Below are 16685 nucleotides of genomic sequence, written 5' to 3'. Positions count from 1 at the left end.
CGTATCAAGCCCTGAAACAAGGTGCGTTTGAAGTTGCGGCGGGGCGTGAACCCCGCCGCGTCAGCCTGAAGCTCCGGATCAGTAGATCTTGGAGAACTTCTCGATGTTGGTCTTGTCGAACTGGAAGGGCGGAGCCATCGCAGCCGAATTGGTGTCGTCGAGCGTGACCTTGCCGACGCGGCCGATCGACAGCGTCGCGCCGGGCTTGGCCTCTTCCTTCTTCACCGCCAGATCGTGGGCGAGGTAGACGGCGGAGTAACCAAGGTCGATCGGGTTCCAAAGAGCCACGGCCTGTGAAGCGCCGTTGTCGATGAACTTCTTGAACTCCGACGGCAGAGCGAGACCGGTGACGTTGACCTTGCCGATCAGCTTCTCATCGGTGACGACCTGGGCGGCGGCAACGACGCCGACGGTGGTCGGCGCGATGATCGCCTTGAGGTTCGGATAGGACTTCAGCAGGCCCTTGGCTTCGTCGGTGCTCTTGGCCGAGTCGTCATCGCCATAGACGGTGGCGACGAGCTTGATCTTGGGGAATTTCTCCGGCAGCACCTTCTTGGCCGCGTCGATCCAGGCGTTCTGGTTGGTCGCGGTCGAGGAGGCCGACAGGATGGCGACGTCGCCGCCCTCAGGCAAATAGTCGGCGGCGAGCTTGATGATGGTCTCGCCGATCAGGCCGGTGTCGGACGGATTGAGGTGAAGCTGGCGGCCTTCCTTGGCGACGCCCGAATCCCAGGAGATGACGGTGATGCCGCGCTCCATGGCCTTCTTCAGCACCGGCACCAGCGCGTCGGCGTCATTGGCCGAGATGGCGATGGCGTTGACCTTTTGCGCAATCAGCGAATTGACCACTTCGATCTGCGCTTCGGCGGTCGCCTTGGTCGGGCCGGTGTAGATGATGTCGACGTCGCCGAGTTCCTTGGCCGCCTCTTCGGCGCCCTTGTTGGCGGCGTCGAAGAAGCCGTTGCCGAGCGACTTCACCACCAGCGCGATCTTGACGTTCTCGGCATAGGCGGCATTCACGAACATGGCGGCGGAAAAGGCCGCCGTTACCATCAGTTTCTTCAGAAAGCTCATCGAATATTCCTCCCTTGAGCGGTTGCATTCCATCGCCGCTGCGGGCGTGAGGGTATCTCAGGCTTGCAGCGAAGATTCTTCCTTTGCCGACTTGCGGGCGACGATCAGCGTTACCCCTGCTGTCTCCAGCATCTTTGCCTCGCGGTCCTCTATGCCGTCATCGGTGATGACCGTGGCGATGCGCGAGAGGCCGCACAGGATCAGGCTGGAGCGTTTGCGGAATTTCGAGGAATCGACCAGCACCACCAGCTCGTCGGCCTGGTCGATCAGCTTCTGTTCCGCCTGGATCAACAGCGGGTCGCCTTCCATCAGGCCGAGCGGCCCGAGCCCCTGGGCGCCCATGAACATGCGGCGCGCATAGAAATTGCGCGTCACGTCATTGTCGAACGGCGACAGGATGATGTTCTGCTCGCGATAGATGGTGCCGCCGGACAGCATCACCGTGTTCTTGGAGTGCTTGAGCAAGCTTTCGGCGATCGGGAAGGAATTGGTGAAGATCGGCATGCGGCGGCCGGTCAGGAAATGCACCATCTGGAAGGTGGTGGTGCCGCCGTTGATGATGATCGGCTCGCCGTCCTTGCAGAGCTCCACCGCTTCCCGCGCTATCGCCCGCTTCTGCGCCGCATTGAGCGTCTCGTTGACGGAAAAAGGCCGGCCGGCAAGGCCGATGAACTGTGGCGGCGTGATCGCCTCGGCGCCGCCGCGCACCCGGCGCAGTCGCTTTTGCACGTGCAGGGCCGCGATATCGCGCCGGATCGTCGCCTCGGACGACTCCGTCAGGTCGACCATTTCCTGCACCGTCACCACAGGCTTTTCCTGGACGGCGGACAGAATGATCCTGTGGCGCTCTTTTTCGTGCATGGTTCCTCCCTGCATGGCCATCTGGCATTAGAAATCGCGCAGTGTCAATCATTTCCGATCATATAATTTCATTGTGCAGTGCAATATGATTGATGTTGATCGTTTGTGATTGACAAAGCCGGCGTCTTGCGTAGACATTCCCGACGAAAAGAGGAGCGCACCGTCCGCGCTTCAAGGGAGGATTACCCATGCTCGACAAGCGCTCCGGCTCGCGCCTCGCCAATCTTTGGGATGATGCGAAGGCAAGGGGGATGAGTGATCCCGAGCTTCTGGTCTATCGTTCGAACACGCTCGGCTCCGACAAGCGTGTCACCAATTACGGCGGCGGCAACACATCGTCGAAAATCCGGCAAAAGGATCCGCTCACCGGCCAGGACGTGGAAGTGCTGTGGGTGAAGGGTTCGGGCGGCGACAGCGCTTCGATCAAGCTTGATGGTTTTGCCACGCTCTACATGGACAAATTGCAGGCCCTCAAAGGCCTTTATCGCGGCGTCGAGCATGAAGACGAGATGGTGGGTTACCTGCCCCACTGCACCTTCAATCTCAATCCGCGCGCAGCCTCCATCGACACGCCGCTGCATGCCTACGTGCCGAAGCCCTATGTCGATCACATGCATCCCGACGCCATCATCGCCATCGCGGCCGCCAAAGATTCCAAGGCCCTGACGAAAGAGATCTTCGGCGACGCCATCGGCTGGCTGCCGTGGAAGCGGCCGGGTTTCGAACTCGGCCTGTGGCTGGAGAAATTCTGCCTCGAGCATCCCGCCGCCAAGGGCGTCATCCTGGAAAGCCACGGCCTGTTCACCTGGGGCGACAGCCCGAAGGAATGCTACGAAACGACGATCTCGGTGATCAACCAGGCGATCGAGTGGTTCGAGCGGCGTTCGGAGGGCGTCGCCATTTTCGGTGGCGAAGCGGTCAAGTCGCTCGAAGCCGCCGAACGCCGCGCCATCGCCGCGAAGCTGATGCCTAGGATCCGCGGCCTGATCTCGGAAAAGAGCCATAAGCTCGGCCATTTCGACGATTCCGCCGCCGTGCTCGAATTCGTCAATTCCAGGGATCTGCGCCCGCTGGCGGCACTCGGCACCTCATGCCCGGACCATTTCCTGCGCACCAAGATCCGACCACTGGTCATCGAATTCGATCCGGCCAAGCCCGATGTCGATGCCGTCATCGCGCGGCTGGCCAGCGACATTGCCGAATACCGCGTAGGCTACCAGGCCTATTATGACAGCTGCAAGCATGCGGACTCGCCCGCCATCCGCGATCCCAATGCCGTGGTCTATCTGATGCCCGGCGTCGGCATGTTCACCTTCGCCGGCGACAAGGCGACTGCTCGCATTTCGGGGGAGTTCTATGTCAACGCCATCAACGTCATGCGCGGCGCCTCGACCGTCTCCTCCTATGTCGGCCTGCCTGCGCAGGAAGCCTTCGACATCGAATACTGGCTGCTTGAGGATCTGAAGCTGCAGCGCATGCCGAAGCCCAAGGCTCTAGCCGGCCAGATCGCGCTCGTCACTGGCGGCGCGGGCGGCATCGGCCGCGCGACGGCGAGCCGACTGCTGCGCGAAGGCGCCTGCGTGGTGCTCGCCGACATCGACGAGACAGCACTTGCCAGCGCCAACGACGAACTGGCCAAGGCCTATGGCAAGGATTTTGTCCGCCCCGTGGTCATCAACGTCACGTCGGAGGATCAGGTCGTCGCCGGCTTTGCCGAAACCTCGGTCGAGTTCGGTGGCATCGATATTCTGGTCTCCAACGCCGGCCTTGCCTCCTCGGCGCCGATCGAGGACACGACGCTGGCGCTGTGGAACAAGAACATGGACATCCTGTCGACGGGATATTTCCTGGTGTCGCGGGAAGCGTTCCGGCTGTTTAGGGTGCAGAAGATCGGCGGCAACGTCGTTTTCGTCGCTTCCAAGAACGGCCTTGCCGCCTCGCCGAACGCCGCCGCCTATTGCACCGCCAAGGCCGCCGAGATCCATCTCGCCCGCTGCCTGGCGCTGGAGGGCGCGGAGGCGCAGATCAGGGTCAACGTCGTCAATCCGGACGCCGTACTGCGCGGCTCCAAGATCTGGTCCGGCGAGTGGAAGGAACAGCGCGCCGCCGCCTACAAGATGTCGACCGACGACCTCGAGGAACATTACCGCTCGCGCTCGATGCTTAAGCGCTCGGTGTTTCCCGAGGATATCGCCGAAGCGATCTATTTCTTCGCCTCCGACATGTCGGCCAAGTCGACCGGCAACATCGTCAATGTCGACGCCGGCAACGCGCAGAGCTTTACGCGCTAGAGTGTTGAAGGCGGCGCTGCCCCTCGCCAATCCGCTCTCCGGGTGAAGAACGGGGAGAGGGGATTGCCGCCGCCGGAGTGCTTCCCTTCTCCCCGTCATTATATGGGGAGAAGGTGCCGGCAGGCGGATGAGGGGCAGCGCCAGCCGAACGCTTTCTTGGGAGGAACAGCAGTGTCCGAAACCATCATCTCCGCCGACCTCGTCGCCAGCCATAATACCGCGCGCAAGGCCGACCTCGAGCGTGACTACGCCTCGCTCGGCGAACGGCTCGACCGTCGCGGCATCGCCATCGACCCGATCCGAGACAAGGTCGAGAAATTCGCGGTGGCGATCCCCTCCTGGGGGGTCGGCACCGGCGGGACGCGCTTTGCCCGCTTCCCCGGCGCCGGAGAACCGCGCGACATCTTCGACAAGATCGAGGATTGCGCCGTCATCAAGCAATTGACGCAGGCGACACCGACGGTGTCGCTGCACATTCCCTGGGACAAGGCCGACCCGAACCGGCTGAAGCAGGCGGCCTCGCGTTTCGGCCTCGGCTTCGACGCCATGAATTCCAATACCTTCTCGGACGCGAAAGACCAGAAGCTCTCCTACAAATTCGGCTCGCTGTCGCATGCCGACGCCGGAACGCGCCGACAAGCGGTCGAGCACAATCTCGAATGCATCGAGATCGGCAAGACGCTTGGGTCGAAGGCGCTGACGGTGTGGATCGGCGACGGCTCGAACTTCCCCGGCCAGGTCAATTTCGCCAAGGCGTTCGAGCGCTACCTCGACGCCATGAAGGAGGTCTATGCCGGACTGCCCGCCGACTGGAAGCTGTTCACCGAGCACAAGATGTACGAGCCGGCCTTCTATTCCACTGTCGTGCAGGACTGGGGCACAAACTACATCATTGCCAAGGAATTGGGCGACAAGGCCTTCTGCCTGGTCGATCTCGGCCATCACGCGCCCAACGTCAACATCGAGATGATCGTGTCGCGGCTGATCCAGTTCAGGAAACTCGGCGGTTTCCACTTCAACGATTCGAAATATGGCGACGACGACCTCGATGCCGGTTCGATCGACCCCTACCGGCTGTTCCTGGTTTTCAACGAACTGGTCGACGCCGAACTGTCCGGCGCCGACGGCTTCGATCCGGCGCATATGCTCGACCAGAGCCACAACGTCACCGATCCCATCGAAAGCCTGATGCTGTCGGCGGTGGAGGTGCAGCGCGCCTATGCGCAGGCGCTGCTGGTCGACCGCAAGGCGCTTGAAGGTTTTCAGGAGGCCAATGATGCGCTTATGGCGACGCAGACGCTGAAGGCGGCCTACCGCACCGATGTCGAGCCGATCCTGGCCATGGCGCGGCTGAACACCGGCGGCGCCATCGATCCGGTCGCCGCTTACCGGGCGGCAGGCTACCGCGCCAAGGTCGCGGCGGAACGCCCGGCCGTTGCCGGCGGCAGCGGTGGCATTATCTGAGGCCGAGCTCTTTCTCGTGCTCCCTCAATTGTTAGTGGACTCGATCACCCCAACACGGTTTCCTAGGCGTCCCCCGCCAGGAGCCTCGCCATGCATATTACTCGCCGCACGCTGATCGCCGTCAGCCTCTCCTTCACGATCGCTTTCGCGCCATGGGCGGCCGCCATCGCCGCCTCGCCAGCGCCTGCCAAGGGCGAGAACGGCATGGTTGTCACCGCGCAGCATCTGGCGTCGGAGGTGGGCGTCGAAGTCCTGAAGAAGGGCGGCAACGCCGTCGATGCGGCGGTCGCTGTCGGCTATGCGCTCGCCGTCGTCTATCCCAATGCCGGCAATATCGGCGGCGGCGGCTTCATGACCGTCCGCTTCAAGGACGGCAAGTCGACCTTCCTCGATTTCCGCGAACGTGCGCCGCTGGCCGCGACCAAGACCATGTATCTCGACAAGGACGGCAATCCGGTGAAAGGCGCCAGCCTCGACGGCTACCTCGCCGTCGGCGTGCCGGGCTCCGTCGCCGGTTTCGAGATGGCGCGCGAAAAATACGGCACCTTGTCCCGGCAGGACCTCATGGCGCCGGCCATTCGCTATGCCAAGGACGGGTTCATCCTCAATCAGGGTGACGCCGCCTCGTTTGCCGGAGGTGCCGACAGGCTGGCGAAGGACCCCGCTGCGGCGGCCATATTCCTGAAGCCGGATGGCAAGCCCTACGGCATCGGCGAGCGGCTGGTCCAGCCCGACCTCGCCGCGTCGCTCTCGGCGATATCCGAAAAAGGCCCCGACGCCTTCTACAAGGGCGCCATCGCCGACGCCATCGTCAAGGCTAGCGGCGCCAAGGGCGGTATCCTGGCCAAGGACGATTTCGAACAATATGCGGTGCGCGAGCTCAAGCCGGTGACCTGTTCCTATCGCGGCTACGAGATCATTTCCTCGCCGCCGCCGAGCTCCGGCGGCGTCATCATCTGCGAAATCCTCAACGTGCTGGAAGGCTACCCGCTGTCCTATCTCGGCGCCGGTTCGGCAGAGACCGTGCATGTCATGGTCGAAGCCATGCGCCACGCCTATGTCGATCGCAACTCGGCGCTCGGAGATCCCGATTTCGTCGACAATCCGGTCTCGAAACTGCTGGACAAGGCCTACGCCAAGGACATCCGCGACAAGATCGATCCGTTCCGGGCCGGCGTCTCTCAGGACCTGATGCCGAAGGGGTTCGGCGAGAGCAAGGAGACGACGCATTATTCGATCATCGACAAGGATGGCAACGCGGTCGCTGTGACCTACACGCTGAACGGCTCGTTCGGCGCCGGCGTCGTCGCCGACGGCACCGGCATCCTGCTCAACAACGAGATGGACGATTTCACCCAGAAACCGGGCGTGCCCAACCTCTATGGCCTGGTCCAGGGCGAAGCCAACGCCATTCAGCCGAAGAAGACGCCGCTGTCGTCGATGAGCCCGACCGTGGTGGCCAAGGACGGCAAGCCGTTCATGGTCATCGGCAGCCCCGGCGGTTCGCGCATCATCACCATTACGCTGGAAGCCATCGTCAACGTCATCGACCACGGCATGAACATCCAGGAGGCGATCGACGCACCGCGCATCCATCATCAATGGCTGCCCGACACGGTCTATATCGAGCCGTTCGGACTGTCGCCGGACACCGAAAGGCTGCTGGCCGGCATGGGTTATCATCTCGATCTCAGCGACAAGCCCTGGGGCCAGGCGGCGGGCATCCTGGTCGGCGGCAGGAGCCTGGCGGAAATCGGGAAGGGTGGCGGCGCGCGCTACAATGGCGCCATCGACAGCCGCGCCGCTTCCGGCGAGGCGCTCGGCTACTGATCGGACTGGCGCACTCCGCAAGCGCGTGAACCCGCGTCCGCAATCGCGTCGAAAACGAAAAGACAGGGCGGCCTGAGTTTCCGTGAAACGACCGCTCTAATTGACGATCAAGCCGTCACGAAATCAGCGTGACGGTGGATGCAATCAGCATCAGGGCGGCGATGCCGACGAACAGCGCGTAGATGCGCGGCCGGTCGAGCAGCAGCGCATTGCCGGATATCCAGGCCGATGTGGCGCCGCCGAGCGCGAAGAGGAAACCGTTGCGATGACCGAAGGTCATCGACGCGGCCATCAGCCCGCCAATGATCAGGGCGCCGAACACGATGATCACGGCGACAGCGTATCTCTCGAAGTCGTTGCCGCCGCCCATGGCTGGCCCGATCGCATTCAAATTCGGCAGGTCGTCCGGATCGAAGGGGCTGGTCGACCCGTATTCGTCTTGACCGATGGATTCTCGCATCACTCGTTCTCCGCTGACCGGCAACAAACCATCAACACATGCCGAGCGCAACCCGATCGCGTGTTTCTCCCTACGTGTTGACCGCGATATCAAACCCTTCCGGCAGGGCGCGCCAACCGTTTGGCGGGTTCGGATCACCGCCGCAACTCCAGCGATGTCTGCCCGAATGGCAACGGTTCGCCAACCTGTTTTTAATATGGGCGTTTCTTCTGGAGAAAACATGATGGCGGAGTTGATTCGGCTTCGGCAGAAGCATTTTTACGCGGCCGGAGCCGCGGCGCCAGGCGCGGCCGCGTAAATTTTCGGCTCCGGGCGTCCGCTTGATGTTGAGCCAGATGTGTTCCGCACTTGGGGCGGGCGTCATGCTGGCGCTCGCGGGCTCATGATGAACCGAGCTCGACGAAAGCGGTCCGGGCTGATCGCATGGACAAAGCCCGGCCTGGGATCGAATTTCGGGGACGGCCTGCGATACCCTAAGTTGGTATCAGGGCGGCGATACGATGGATGCTGATCTTCTTGCGTGCCTTGGACGCCTCGTTGGTCAGCCCCATGTCGAACCTCTGTACTGGACAGCCTCAATCCAGAGTGCGAGCGCGGTGGCCGGCGACCGTCCCTTTACTTTCAAATCGCGGCCTCGATAGCCGCCGGCCGCGATCCATACCGTTTTTGAACGCTGATAGATTGTTACGCCTCGTGCATTCGCCCAAGCGCATGATTCCGCGAACTTTGGAGCCATTGCCGAGCTCGCTCCCGAGGATGCTGTCTCTATGTGACAAAGCTGCGTGGCCATATCAGGTCCCCTAATTTTGACGGTCCCGGCCGACGATCCCGGCCCTCGCCCAAAATCACCGAATGAATGATAGGACCGCTTCCGTTACGGTAATGTGTCGCCACCAGCCCGGCCAGGTATCTCCCGATGCAAAAGCCGCCAGCTTTCGGCAGGGACAGGTCTGGAGTGGCTAGGGACTAAATCCAGCTTAGGTCAACGAGCGGGCCGAGAGCCGGGATCGGCCGCCACTCAAACCTGATCAGGAGATCGGGCTGGCGGATGATGGTGCGCAAGGCGCACCTGTTCGACGCACAACGCGGCGCCAGGATAAATTAGGGGGAATGGCTGACGCGCGCTGGCGACTGTCAGCTCATCCTGTCTATCAAGGTTTGGCGTTGGCTTTCCGCCAAGCCTCGTACTCGTCGTTCGCGCTTGGGTGCAGTGGATAGTAGCGTTGCAACGGCGCGCCCCCCATGAGCTTCATTCGTGAGAATTCCTCCCAATCGTGATGTTTCTGGGATTCTTCGATGACCTTCGGGGCCATCGCGACGGGAAGCACCACCACCCCGTCGTCATCGGCGACGATGATGTCGCCGGGGATCACCGTGACACCGCCGCAGGCAATCGGAACGTTGACCGCATTGGGATAGATGCTGGTCTGCACATGATAATTTGGCGTCCAGCCGCGCAGCCAGAGAGGCAGGTCGAGCTTTTCGACATTGGGCCGGTCGCGCATGCACCCGTCGATGACGATGCCCGCGCCGCCTCTGCCCTTGAAATAGGTCGACATCATATCGCCGAAGACACCGGAGCTCATGTCGCCGCGCGCGTCGACGACGACCACGTCGCCCTCCTGCGCATGGTAGAGCACATGCCTGTGAAGCTGCGTCTCCGGATCGGCATATTCTCCCTCGGTGAAGAGGTCCGGTCGCTGCGGCATGAACTGCAATGTCAGGGCCGGCCCGACGATCGACTTCCCATGGTTCTGCGGCACCGGGCCGACCATGTGCGGATTGCGAAAACCCATATGGCCAAGTGTGCCCGCGACCGTAGCGGCGCCGATCTCCCTTAGCGCGTCGATCAGGTCCTTGGGCGGCCGCGTGATATCGGGAGTATGCGTCATCTTCGGACTCCGGTTGAAATTGAATTACCAGTTGGTGACAGAACCGTCGCGGCGCTGGAGATGTGGCGCTTCCCAGAAACGGAAACTCTGCGCCTGGACCGCCGCTTCATTGACCTCGACGCCGAGCCCCGGCAGGTCGCTGACCGGATAATCGGTCCCGTCGAGTCTTGGCTGTACGGGGAAAAAGTCGGAATTGTCGAAACCCAGCTTCCTTTCGGGGATCCTGGTCTCTAGCCACGCGAAGTTGGGCACCGCGGCGGCGAGATGCACGGTTGCGGCCGTGCACACCGGGCCAAGGGGATTGTGCGGCATCAGGTCCACATAGTGCGCCTCGCTCCAGCCAGCGACTTTCATCGCCTCGGTGAGCCCGCCGACATTGCAGACATCGAGCCGGTTGAACTGGTGGATGCCGCGCTCGATGTAAGGCAGGAACTGCCACTTGCTGGCAAATTCCTCGCCGATGGCAAAGGGGATGTCGGTCATCGTACGAAGGGACTCGTACGCCTCTGGTGTCTCGGCCCGTATCGGCTCCTCGAGGAAATCAAGCACGCCGCGGCCGAGCTTGTTGCAGAAGCTCGCCGCCTCGGCCACCGACAACCGGTGATGATAATCGACGCCGAGCACCACCTCATCGCCCAGCGCCTCGCGCGCTTTGTTCAGCATGCTCGCCGTAGGGCCGATCGATTCACGCGGCTCGAAGACGTCCTTGCTGCTTTGTCCGGTGGGGAAGAAGCGGATCGCCTGCCAGCCCTGCGCGCGCAGTTCGCGGGCGCGTTCGATCGCAACATCGCCCTCGGCCTCGTCTCCGGTCGAGGCGAAGGTGGGCACGCGGTCGCGCTGCTTGCCGCCAAGCAGCTCGTAGACCGGCACCCCCAGCGCCTTGCCTTTGATGTCATGAAGGGCGATGTCGATGGCGGAAATCGCCGCCTGCAGGACCCGACCCCCTTCGAAGTACTGGCTGCGATAAACCTCCTGCCAGATACGCCCGATCTGCATCGGGTCGCGGCCGATGAGAAACTCGCGATAGTGCTCGACCGCGCCCGCCACGGCTTTCTCGCGACCGCTCAAGCCGCTCTCGCCCCAGCCGAAGATACCCTGGTCGGTCTCGACCTTGACGAGCATCTGGTTGCGCGTTCCCACCCACACCGGGTAGGGCTTGATCGCGGTGATCTTCAGGTTCTTAGTCATCCACGCCTGCGTTCCACTGTCTCAGTCGGCCTTGAGGGCCATTTCAGTTTCGCCGTCGAACAGATGCATCCGCTCCTGGTCGAACTCGAGCCAGATCCGCTCATCAGGTTTGACGGCGACGTTGGGCGACACGCTGATGTTGACGATGGCGCCCGACAGGAATGCTTGCACGAAGGTGACGTCTCCGGTCGGCTCCACCGTATAGGCCTTGGCCGGAATGGCGCCGGGGACCGCGCTTTTGTGCAGCCTGATCGTCGAGTGCCGCGCGCCGAGCACGACCTTCTTGGTGGTCGCTCCCTGAACCTTGCGCGCGTTGAGTTGCGACAGCTCAAGCGTCCAGCCTTCCGCGCTGGTCAATGCGGTGCTGCCGTTTGCCGTCGAAGCCTCCAGCGGAATGAGGCTCATCGCCGGGCTGCCGATGAAGCTGGCGACGAACATGTTGACCGGATGGGCAAAGACCTGCGCCGGTGAATCGTATTGCTGCAGATAGCCGCCATTCATCACCGCCATCTTGTCGGCCATGGTCACGGCTTCGAGCTGGTCGTGCGTCACATAGATGATCGTTGCCTTGAGGTCCTGGTGGAAGCGCTTGATCTCGGATCGCATCTGCACGCGCAGTTTGGCGTCGAGGTTGGAGAGCGGCTCGTCCATAAGGAACACAGCGGGGTCGCGGACGAGGGCACGGCCAAGGGCGACGCGCTGCTGCTGCCCGCCCGAAAGTTCCCGCGGCTTGCGCTCGAGCAGGTGCGTCATGTCGAGAACGCGCGCCGCTTCCCTGACCTTCTTGTCGATCTCGTCCCTGGAGAGTTTGCGCATCTGCAGCGGGAACGCCAGGTTCTTATAGACCGATTTCTGCGGATAGAGCGCGTAGTTCTGGAACACCATTGCGATGTCCCGGTCCTTGGGGTCGAGATCGTTGACCACCCGGTCTCCGATGACGATGTCGCCCGATGTGATCGAGGTCAGCCCCGCGACGAGATTGAGCGTGGTTGTCTTGCCGCAGCCTGAAGGGCCGACCAGCGCCACGAACTCGCCGTCATCGACCGTCAGCGAAACATCGTTGACAGCTTTGAAGCCGCCATAGGTCTTGACGAGATCTTTGAGGACCACGTGGGCCATAGGCAACTCCCTAGAGCATGATGCCGAAACGTATGAAGCGGTTTTCGGGCGGCATCGTGCTCTATCTCCTTGATTTAGAGCCGGATTCAGATTTCAGGCCGGTTCGACCTGAAATCATCCGGCTCTAGTGCTTGACCGCGCCTTCTGTAAGCGCGCGTACGAAGTATCGTTGCAGGACGAGGAACAGCACCACGACGGGCACGCTCATCATGAAGCTGGCCGCCATCAGGCCCGGAAAGTCCGTCGTGTTTTCCGAGAAGAAGCGTTGGATGCCGACCGGCAGCGTCAATTGCTCGTTCTTGGAAAGGAAGGTGTAGGCGTAGATGTATTCGTTCCAGGCGCCGATGAAGGAATAGATCGCTGTAGCGATGATCCCGGGCGTCGAGAGCGGCATCACGATCAGGATGAAGGCCTGGAACCGCGTTGCGCCATCGATGCGCGCCGCCTGCTCGAGCTGCACCGGGATGTTGTCGTAGAAGCCCTTGAGCAGCCAGATCGCCAGCGGCAGCCCGAAGGTGAGATAGGTGAGAATGAGCGAGCCGTGGGTGTTCACCAGGCCGATAGCGCGCATCAGGATGAAGAGCGGCACGAGAAAGATCACCGCCGGGAACATGTTGCGCAGCAAAACGGCGAAGAACAGGAAGTTCCGTCCGGGGAAACTGAAGCGCGAAAAAGCGTAGGCCGCGGGGACAGCCACGATCACGGAAAGGATTGTCGTGAAGGTCGACACGAACAGGCTGTTCCAGAAGAAGCGGAGGAAGTCCTGGCCGACGCTGTTCTGCGGATCGAGCAATTTCTGATAGCTGGCGAGGGTCGGCTCGTCCGGCCACCATTGCGGGGGGAATTGCGTCGCCGCGAACCCGGATTTGATCGAGGTGATCAGCATCCAGATCATCGGCAACGCCGTATAAAGCAGCATGAAAACGAGAAAGATGCGCCCGGCCCAACGCCACCCGCCGACGCGCATACGGCGACGGGCTTGGCCTCGGGAGGCCGTCTCGGCAATCGCGCTCATGCGCCGCTCTCCTTCCGCTCGTTGCCGCTCAGCGCACGGACGTAGAAGTAGCCCAGCGTCATCAGGATGATGAACAGGAGCACCGAATAGGCCGATGCCACACCCCAGCGCTGCCGGCCGAAGGCGAGCTCGTAAATGTGGGTGATCCAGATATGCGATGCGTTCGACGGCCCGCCGCCGGTCATGATCCAGGGGATGATGAAGGAATTGAAGTTGGCCACTGCCAGCAGCAGGATCGTCACCACCGAGACGTTGCGCAGATGCGGGAACGTGACGTGCCAGAAGCGCTGCCAGGCATTGGCTCCGTCAACTTTCGCGGCGAGCAGCAACTGCTCGGGGACTGTCTGCAGGCCCGCCATCATCATGATCATGGCGAACGGAAACTCGCGCCAGATGTTGACGACGATCAGGGAGGGGAGAACCGTGCTGACATTGTCTATGAAATTCGGCGGTCGGTCGGCCAATCCGAGGCCGACCAGCACTGCGCCGATGATGCCGAAATCCGAATGGTAGATCCACTTCCAGATATAGGAGGCGGCGACCGCGCTGATGACCCAGGGAATGATCAGGATAGCGCGCAGCACACCGCGGCCGATAAAGTCGCGGTGGAGCGCCAGCGCTGTGGCAAACCCCAGGACAAAGGAGATGAAGGTGGATCCGAATGTCCAGACCAGCGTGTTCCAGGTGACTTTCCAGAACACCTCGCTGGTGAGGATGGCCGTGTAGTTGTCGAAGCCGATGAAGGTCTTGTCACGGAGCTGCAGGCCGGGCGGCGTCTTATAGAACGACAGCTCGATCGTGTAGTAGATCGGATAGGCGATGACGATGAGCATCACGGCGATCGCGGGCAGCACGTACGCGTAGTCGGCGCGATGCTCCCAGATATTCCGCAGCGCGCCGGACCTGCCGGGTTGCAATTTTCGGCGCGCCTCGGCCTTGCCGGTCACGATCGTCACGATGGTATGCCCTTGTTCTTCGGAACGAACCGGCTGCACTGTCGGCGCAGCCGGTCAGGTCGTAGGTCAGGCGCGGACTAGAGCCCGCCCATCAGGTCCTTCACCTTCTGGGCCGCGTCGTCCGCCGCCTGGTCGACGGTCATCGCTCCGGTCAGGGCATTCTGCAGCATGTCCGGGACGATGATGTTCATGATCTCCGGGGCCTGCGGCAGCGCCGGGAACGGGATGCCGTATGGCAGCATCGAGGTCGTGACATCGAGGAATTTGATGTTGTCCAGACGTTCCTTCATCCATTTGGTCTTGAAGCCGTTCAGGTTGCCGGGATTCGATCCGGCATAGGCCATCTTCAGCGACCATTCAGGGCTCGTCCACATGCAGATGATAGCCTTCGCGGCCGGCTCGTCTACCTTGCCGCCTTCGACATATTCGGGCTTCAGGATGTGGATGTTCGAGCCGCCGAACACGACCGCGCGCTTGCCGTCGGGCCCAGCCGGTATCAGGCCGTAGCGCATATTGTCGATGACGGTCTGCGCCTTGTCCTTGTCGGTGCCCGTCGCCTTCTTCTGCAGGTCGAGCATGACGTTGTAGTCGGACGGGTGCGAGATCATCATGCCCAGTTGGCCGGCGACGAACAGGGGCTGGTTGTCGGCCTGCTGGTTGGTGAGTGCCGAAACCGGAACCGACTTGTCACGAACATACATGTCGTAGGAAGCCTGCAGCGCCGCCTTGCTCTGCGGGCTATCGAGCTCGACCTGCTCATAGGTCGGGTTTGCCGCCGCTTCGTCGAAGACGCCGCCACCATAGGCCCATAGCTGAGGCATGAAGCGATAGGGCGTATTGCCGGCATTCTTGCGAGCCACGAGGCCGTAGCCGGCAATGCCGAGCTTGTCGTGGATCTGCTTGGAATATTTGACGACGTCGTCCCAGGTTGCCGGTGGCTTTTCCGGATCGAGGCCGGCGCGTTTGAAGATGTCGGCGTTCCAGATGAACGCCATCGTTTCGTTGTTGGTTGGAATGCCGTAGGTCACCCCGTCCCAGGTCACGGCCTTCATGGCGCCGGGCCAGAAGTCCTCGGTCGAATAGCCGACATCCTCGGGCTTGAGCGGCTGCAGATAGCCTTTTGAAGCGAATTCGGTCCCACCCAGGATTTGCAGGCGGACCGCCATCGGCGCGGCATTGCCCAAGAGCGCGGTGCGGAACTTGTCGAGAAGGTCGTTATAGGTGAGGGCTTGTTCCTCGAGCTGGATGTTTGGATAGGTCTTCCGGAAGGTTTCGAAGAATTCCTTGTAGTACTGGCGCAGGAGGTCAGGGTCGCCCTCGAACACACCCTGATACCAGAAGGTCAGTCGCCCCTTGTAGTCCAGCGGGGTGACCTTGGCACAATCGGCCGCCGTGTCGAAATCCTGTGTTCCCGCAATGGCGCGGACATATTCCGGCGACCACTTGCTGAGGTCGACCGGCGGCGCGCCCAGCGCCGCTGTGGACATCAGCGATGCCGCCAAGGCGCTGACGACAGTGCCGCGCAGGACCGCACTGCCGAGTATAATCCTCGTCATAGGTATCCTCCCTGGTTCTCCCATGCCGCTTTGCGGCGAGGCAAAAGCGGTTTTTGCTCGTTCGATCGCAGGACGTCTTTGTACCTGTGTACCCGTTCGGGAGCCTTGTACGTTTTCAGATCATGAATTGCCTGTCAACGCGTTAGATCGTACATTGTTTATCCAAACTTTGCGTGTTAATCGGAAAGAGTGTGTATTAATCCAGGGGAGCCGGCCTTGGCCGAACCAAACGATTTCAAAGCCAAGCCACCGGTGGGGATTGACCCCATAGGGGCGTCTAGCGAGGGCGCCTCGCTTTATGAGCTGATCAGGGAAGACATTATCGAGGGACGGCTTGCCGCCAACGAACGGCTTGTGGTCACTGATCTCGCCCGGCGCCACGGCACCTCGACCAACCCCGTTCGCGAGGCCCTGCAGCTCTTGCGCGGCGAAGGCTTTGTTACCTTTCTCCCCAACCGCGGGGCGCGCGTCCGGCCTATCGATCAGGAGTTTGTCCGCGATATTTATGAGATCGGCGTTCTGATCGAGCCGGCCCTGACGCGATGGTTTGTGAATATGGCCACCGGCGAGGACATTGCCGAACTCCAACGTCTCCAGGACCTGATTGAAGAGAACAACTTCGCCGATACATTCAGGCACAGCGAGCTGGATACAGCCTTCCACACAGTGATGTACCAGCGGCATTACAACCGCCATGCCGCCGAGCTTTGGTGGAAGCATCGTGAAGTGCTGCGAGCCGTAAGCCGGCGTTTCAATTTCACGCTTGCCCGGCGTGCCGCGATCATTCGCGAGCACCGCGAGCTCATCGCGTTCGTAAAAGCCGGAGACGCCGACAAGGCGGCCGAACTCGTTGCTCGCCACGTCGAGGGCTCCGGCCGGCACATCCTCGAACATATGCGTGCGCGCAACGCCGCTCGGGCCGGATAGTATGCCCGATCCAGAACATCGTTAGCCCGACGATCAGACAGAGGTAGCTGAT

Annotated in this window: 14 protein-coding genes; 4 read left to right on the top strand and 10 right to left on the bottom strand. The window is 61.7% G+C overall.

Going from position 1 to position 16685, the window contains the following annotated elements; translation table 11 throughout:
• Positions 1-78: 78 nt before the first annotated feature.
• Both rhaS and LB532_RS15150 read right to left on the bottom strand, forming a co-directional pair.
• The gene (gene rhaS, locus LB532_RS15155; RefSeq protein ID WP_095775218.1) at positions 79-1074 is read right to left on the bottom strand and encodes a rhamnose ABC transporter substrate-binding protein; all 996 of its coding nucleotides are present in this window, start codon (positions 1072-1074) and stop codon (positions 79-81) included.
• Positions 1075-1131: 57 nt separating this feature from the next.
• Positions 1132-1935, bottom strand: coding sequence for a DeoR/GlpR family DNA-binding transcription regulator (locus LB532_RS15150; RefSeq protein ID WP_140496559.1), 804 nt, complete (start codon positions 1933-1935; stop codon positions 1132-1134).
• A 188-nt stretch (positions 1936-2123) separates the two neighbouring features.
• On the opposite strand from LB532_RS15150, the gene LB532_RS15145 reads away from it, so the two are divergent.
• From LB532_RS15145 to ggt, 3 genes are all read left to right on the top strand, one after another.
• Positions 2124-4226, top strand: a complete 2103-nt coding sequence (locus LB532_RS15145) for a bifunctional rhamnulose-1-phosphate aldolase/short-chain dehydrogenase (protein ID WP_140639889.1) — start codon at positions 2124-2126, stop codon at positions 4224-4226.
• Positions 4227-4397: 171 nt separating this feature from the next.
• On the top strand, positions 4398-5690 hold the full coding sequence (rhaI, locus tag LB532_RS15140; protein ID WP_140639888.1) for an L-rhamnose catabolism isomerase: 1293 nt from the start codon (positions 4398-4400) through the stop codon (positions 5688-5690).
• A gap of 90 nt (positions 5691-5780) precedes the next feature.
• A complete protein-coding gene (ggt, locus tag LB532_RS15135) occupies positions 5781-7520 on the top strand; it encodes a gamma-glutamyltransferase (protein WP_140639887.1) in 1740 nt (579 codons plus the stop codon).
• A 115-nt stretch (positions 7521-7635) separates the two neighbouring features.
• On the opposite strand, the gene LB532_RS15130 is transcribed toward ggt, so the two are convergent.
• The 8 genes from LB532_RS15130 to LB532_RS15095 form a co-directional block, all read right to left on the bottom strand.
• Complete coding sequence (locus tag LB532_RS15130; RefSeq protein ID WP_140639886.1) at positions 7636-7980, bottom strand: hypothetical protein; 345 nt, start codon at positions 7978-7980, stop codon at positions 7636-7638.
• 70 nt (positions 7981-8050) lie between these two features.
• Positions 8051-8344 (bottom strand): hypothetical protein, encoded by a 294-nt coding sequence (locus tag LB532_RS15125; RefSeq protein ID WP_140639885.1) that lies wholly within the window; start codon positions 8342-8344, stop codon positions 8051-8053.
• A 787-nt stretch (positions 8345-9131) separates the two neighbouring features.
• Positions 9132-9872 carry a ribonuclease activity regulator RraA gene (locus LB532_RS15120; protein WP_140496549.1) on the bottom strand — a complete coding sequence of 247 codons (741 nt, stop codon included), beginning with the start codon at positions 9870-9872 and terminating at the stop codon, positions 9132-9134.
• A gap of 24 nt (positions 9873-9896) precedes the next feature.
• A complete protein-coding gene (locus LB532_RS15115) occupies positions 9897-11060 on the bottom strand; it encodes a mandelate racemase/muconate lactonizing enzyme family protein (protein WP_140639884.1) in 1164 nt (387 codons plus the stop codon).
• 21 nt (positions 11061-11081) lie between these two features.
• Positions 11082-12179, bottom strand: a complete 1098-nt coding sequence (locus LB532_RS15110; protein ID WP_140639883.1) for an ABC transporter ATP-binding protein — start codon at positions 12177-12179, stop codon at positions 11082-11084.
• Positions 12180-12303: 124 nt separating this feature from the next.
• Positions 12304-13194, bottom strand: coding sequence for a carbohydrate ABC transporter permease (locus tag LB532_RS15105; RefSeq protein WP_140639882.1), 891 nt, complete (start codon positions 13192-13194; stop codon positions 12304-12306).
• Positions 13191-14150, bottom strand: coding sequence for a carbohydrate ABC transporter permease (locus tag LB532_RS15100; RefSeq protein WP_140639881.1), 960 nt, complete (start codon positions 14148-14150; stop codon positions 13191-13193). The genes LB532_RS15105 and LB532_RS15100 overlap by 4 nt, the downstream gene beginning before the upstream one ends.
• Positions 14151-14227: 77 nt before the next feature.
• Entirely contained in the window at positions 14228-15706 is a 1479-nt protein-coding gene (locus LB532_RS15095) for an ABC transporter substrate-binding protein (protein ID WP_140639880.1), read from the bottom strand.
• A 216-nt stretch (positions 15707-15922) separates the two neighbouring features.
• On the opposite strand from LB532_RS15095, the gene LB532_RS15090 reads away from it, so the two are divergent.
• The gene (locus tag LB532_RS15090) at positions 15923-16633 is read left to right on the top strand and encodes a GntR family transcriptional regulator (RefSeq protein ID WP_140496537.1); all 711 of its coding nucleotides are present in this window, start codon (positions 15923-15925) and stop codon (positions 16631-16633) included.
• Positions 16634-16685: the final 52 nt, after the last annotated feature.

Origin of the sequence: Mesorhizobium sp. ESP-6-2 (assembly GCF_020164675.1) — a bacterium.
Taxonomy (GTDB): Bacteria; Pseudomonadota; Alphaproteobacteria; order Rhizobiales; family Rhizobiaceae; genus Mesorhizobium.
The sequence above is the reverse complement of the archived record's forward strand: the minus strand, read 5'-3'. Positions and strand labels throughout refer to the sequence as shown.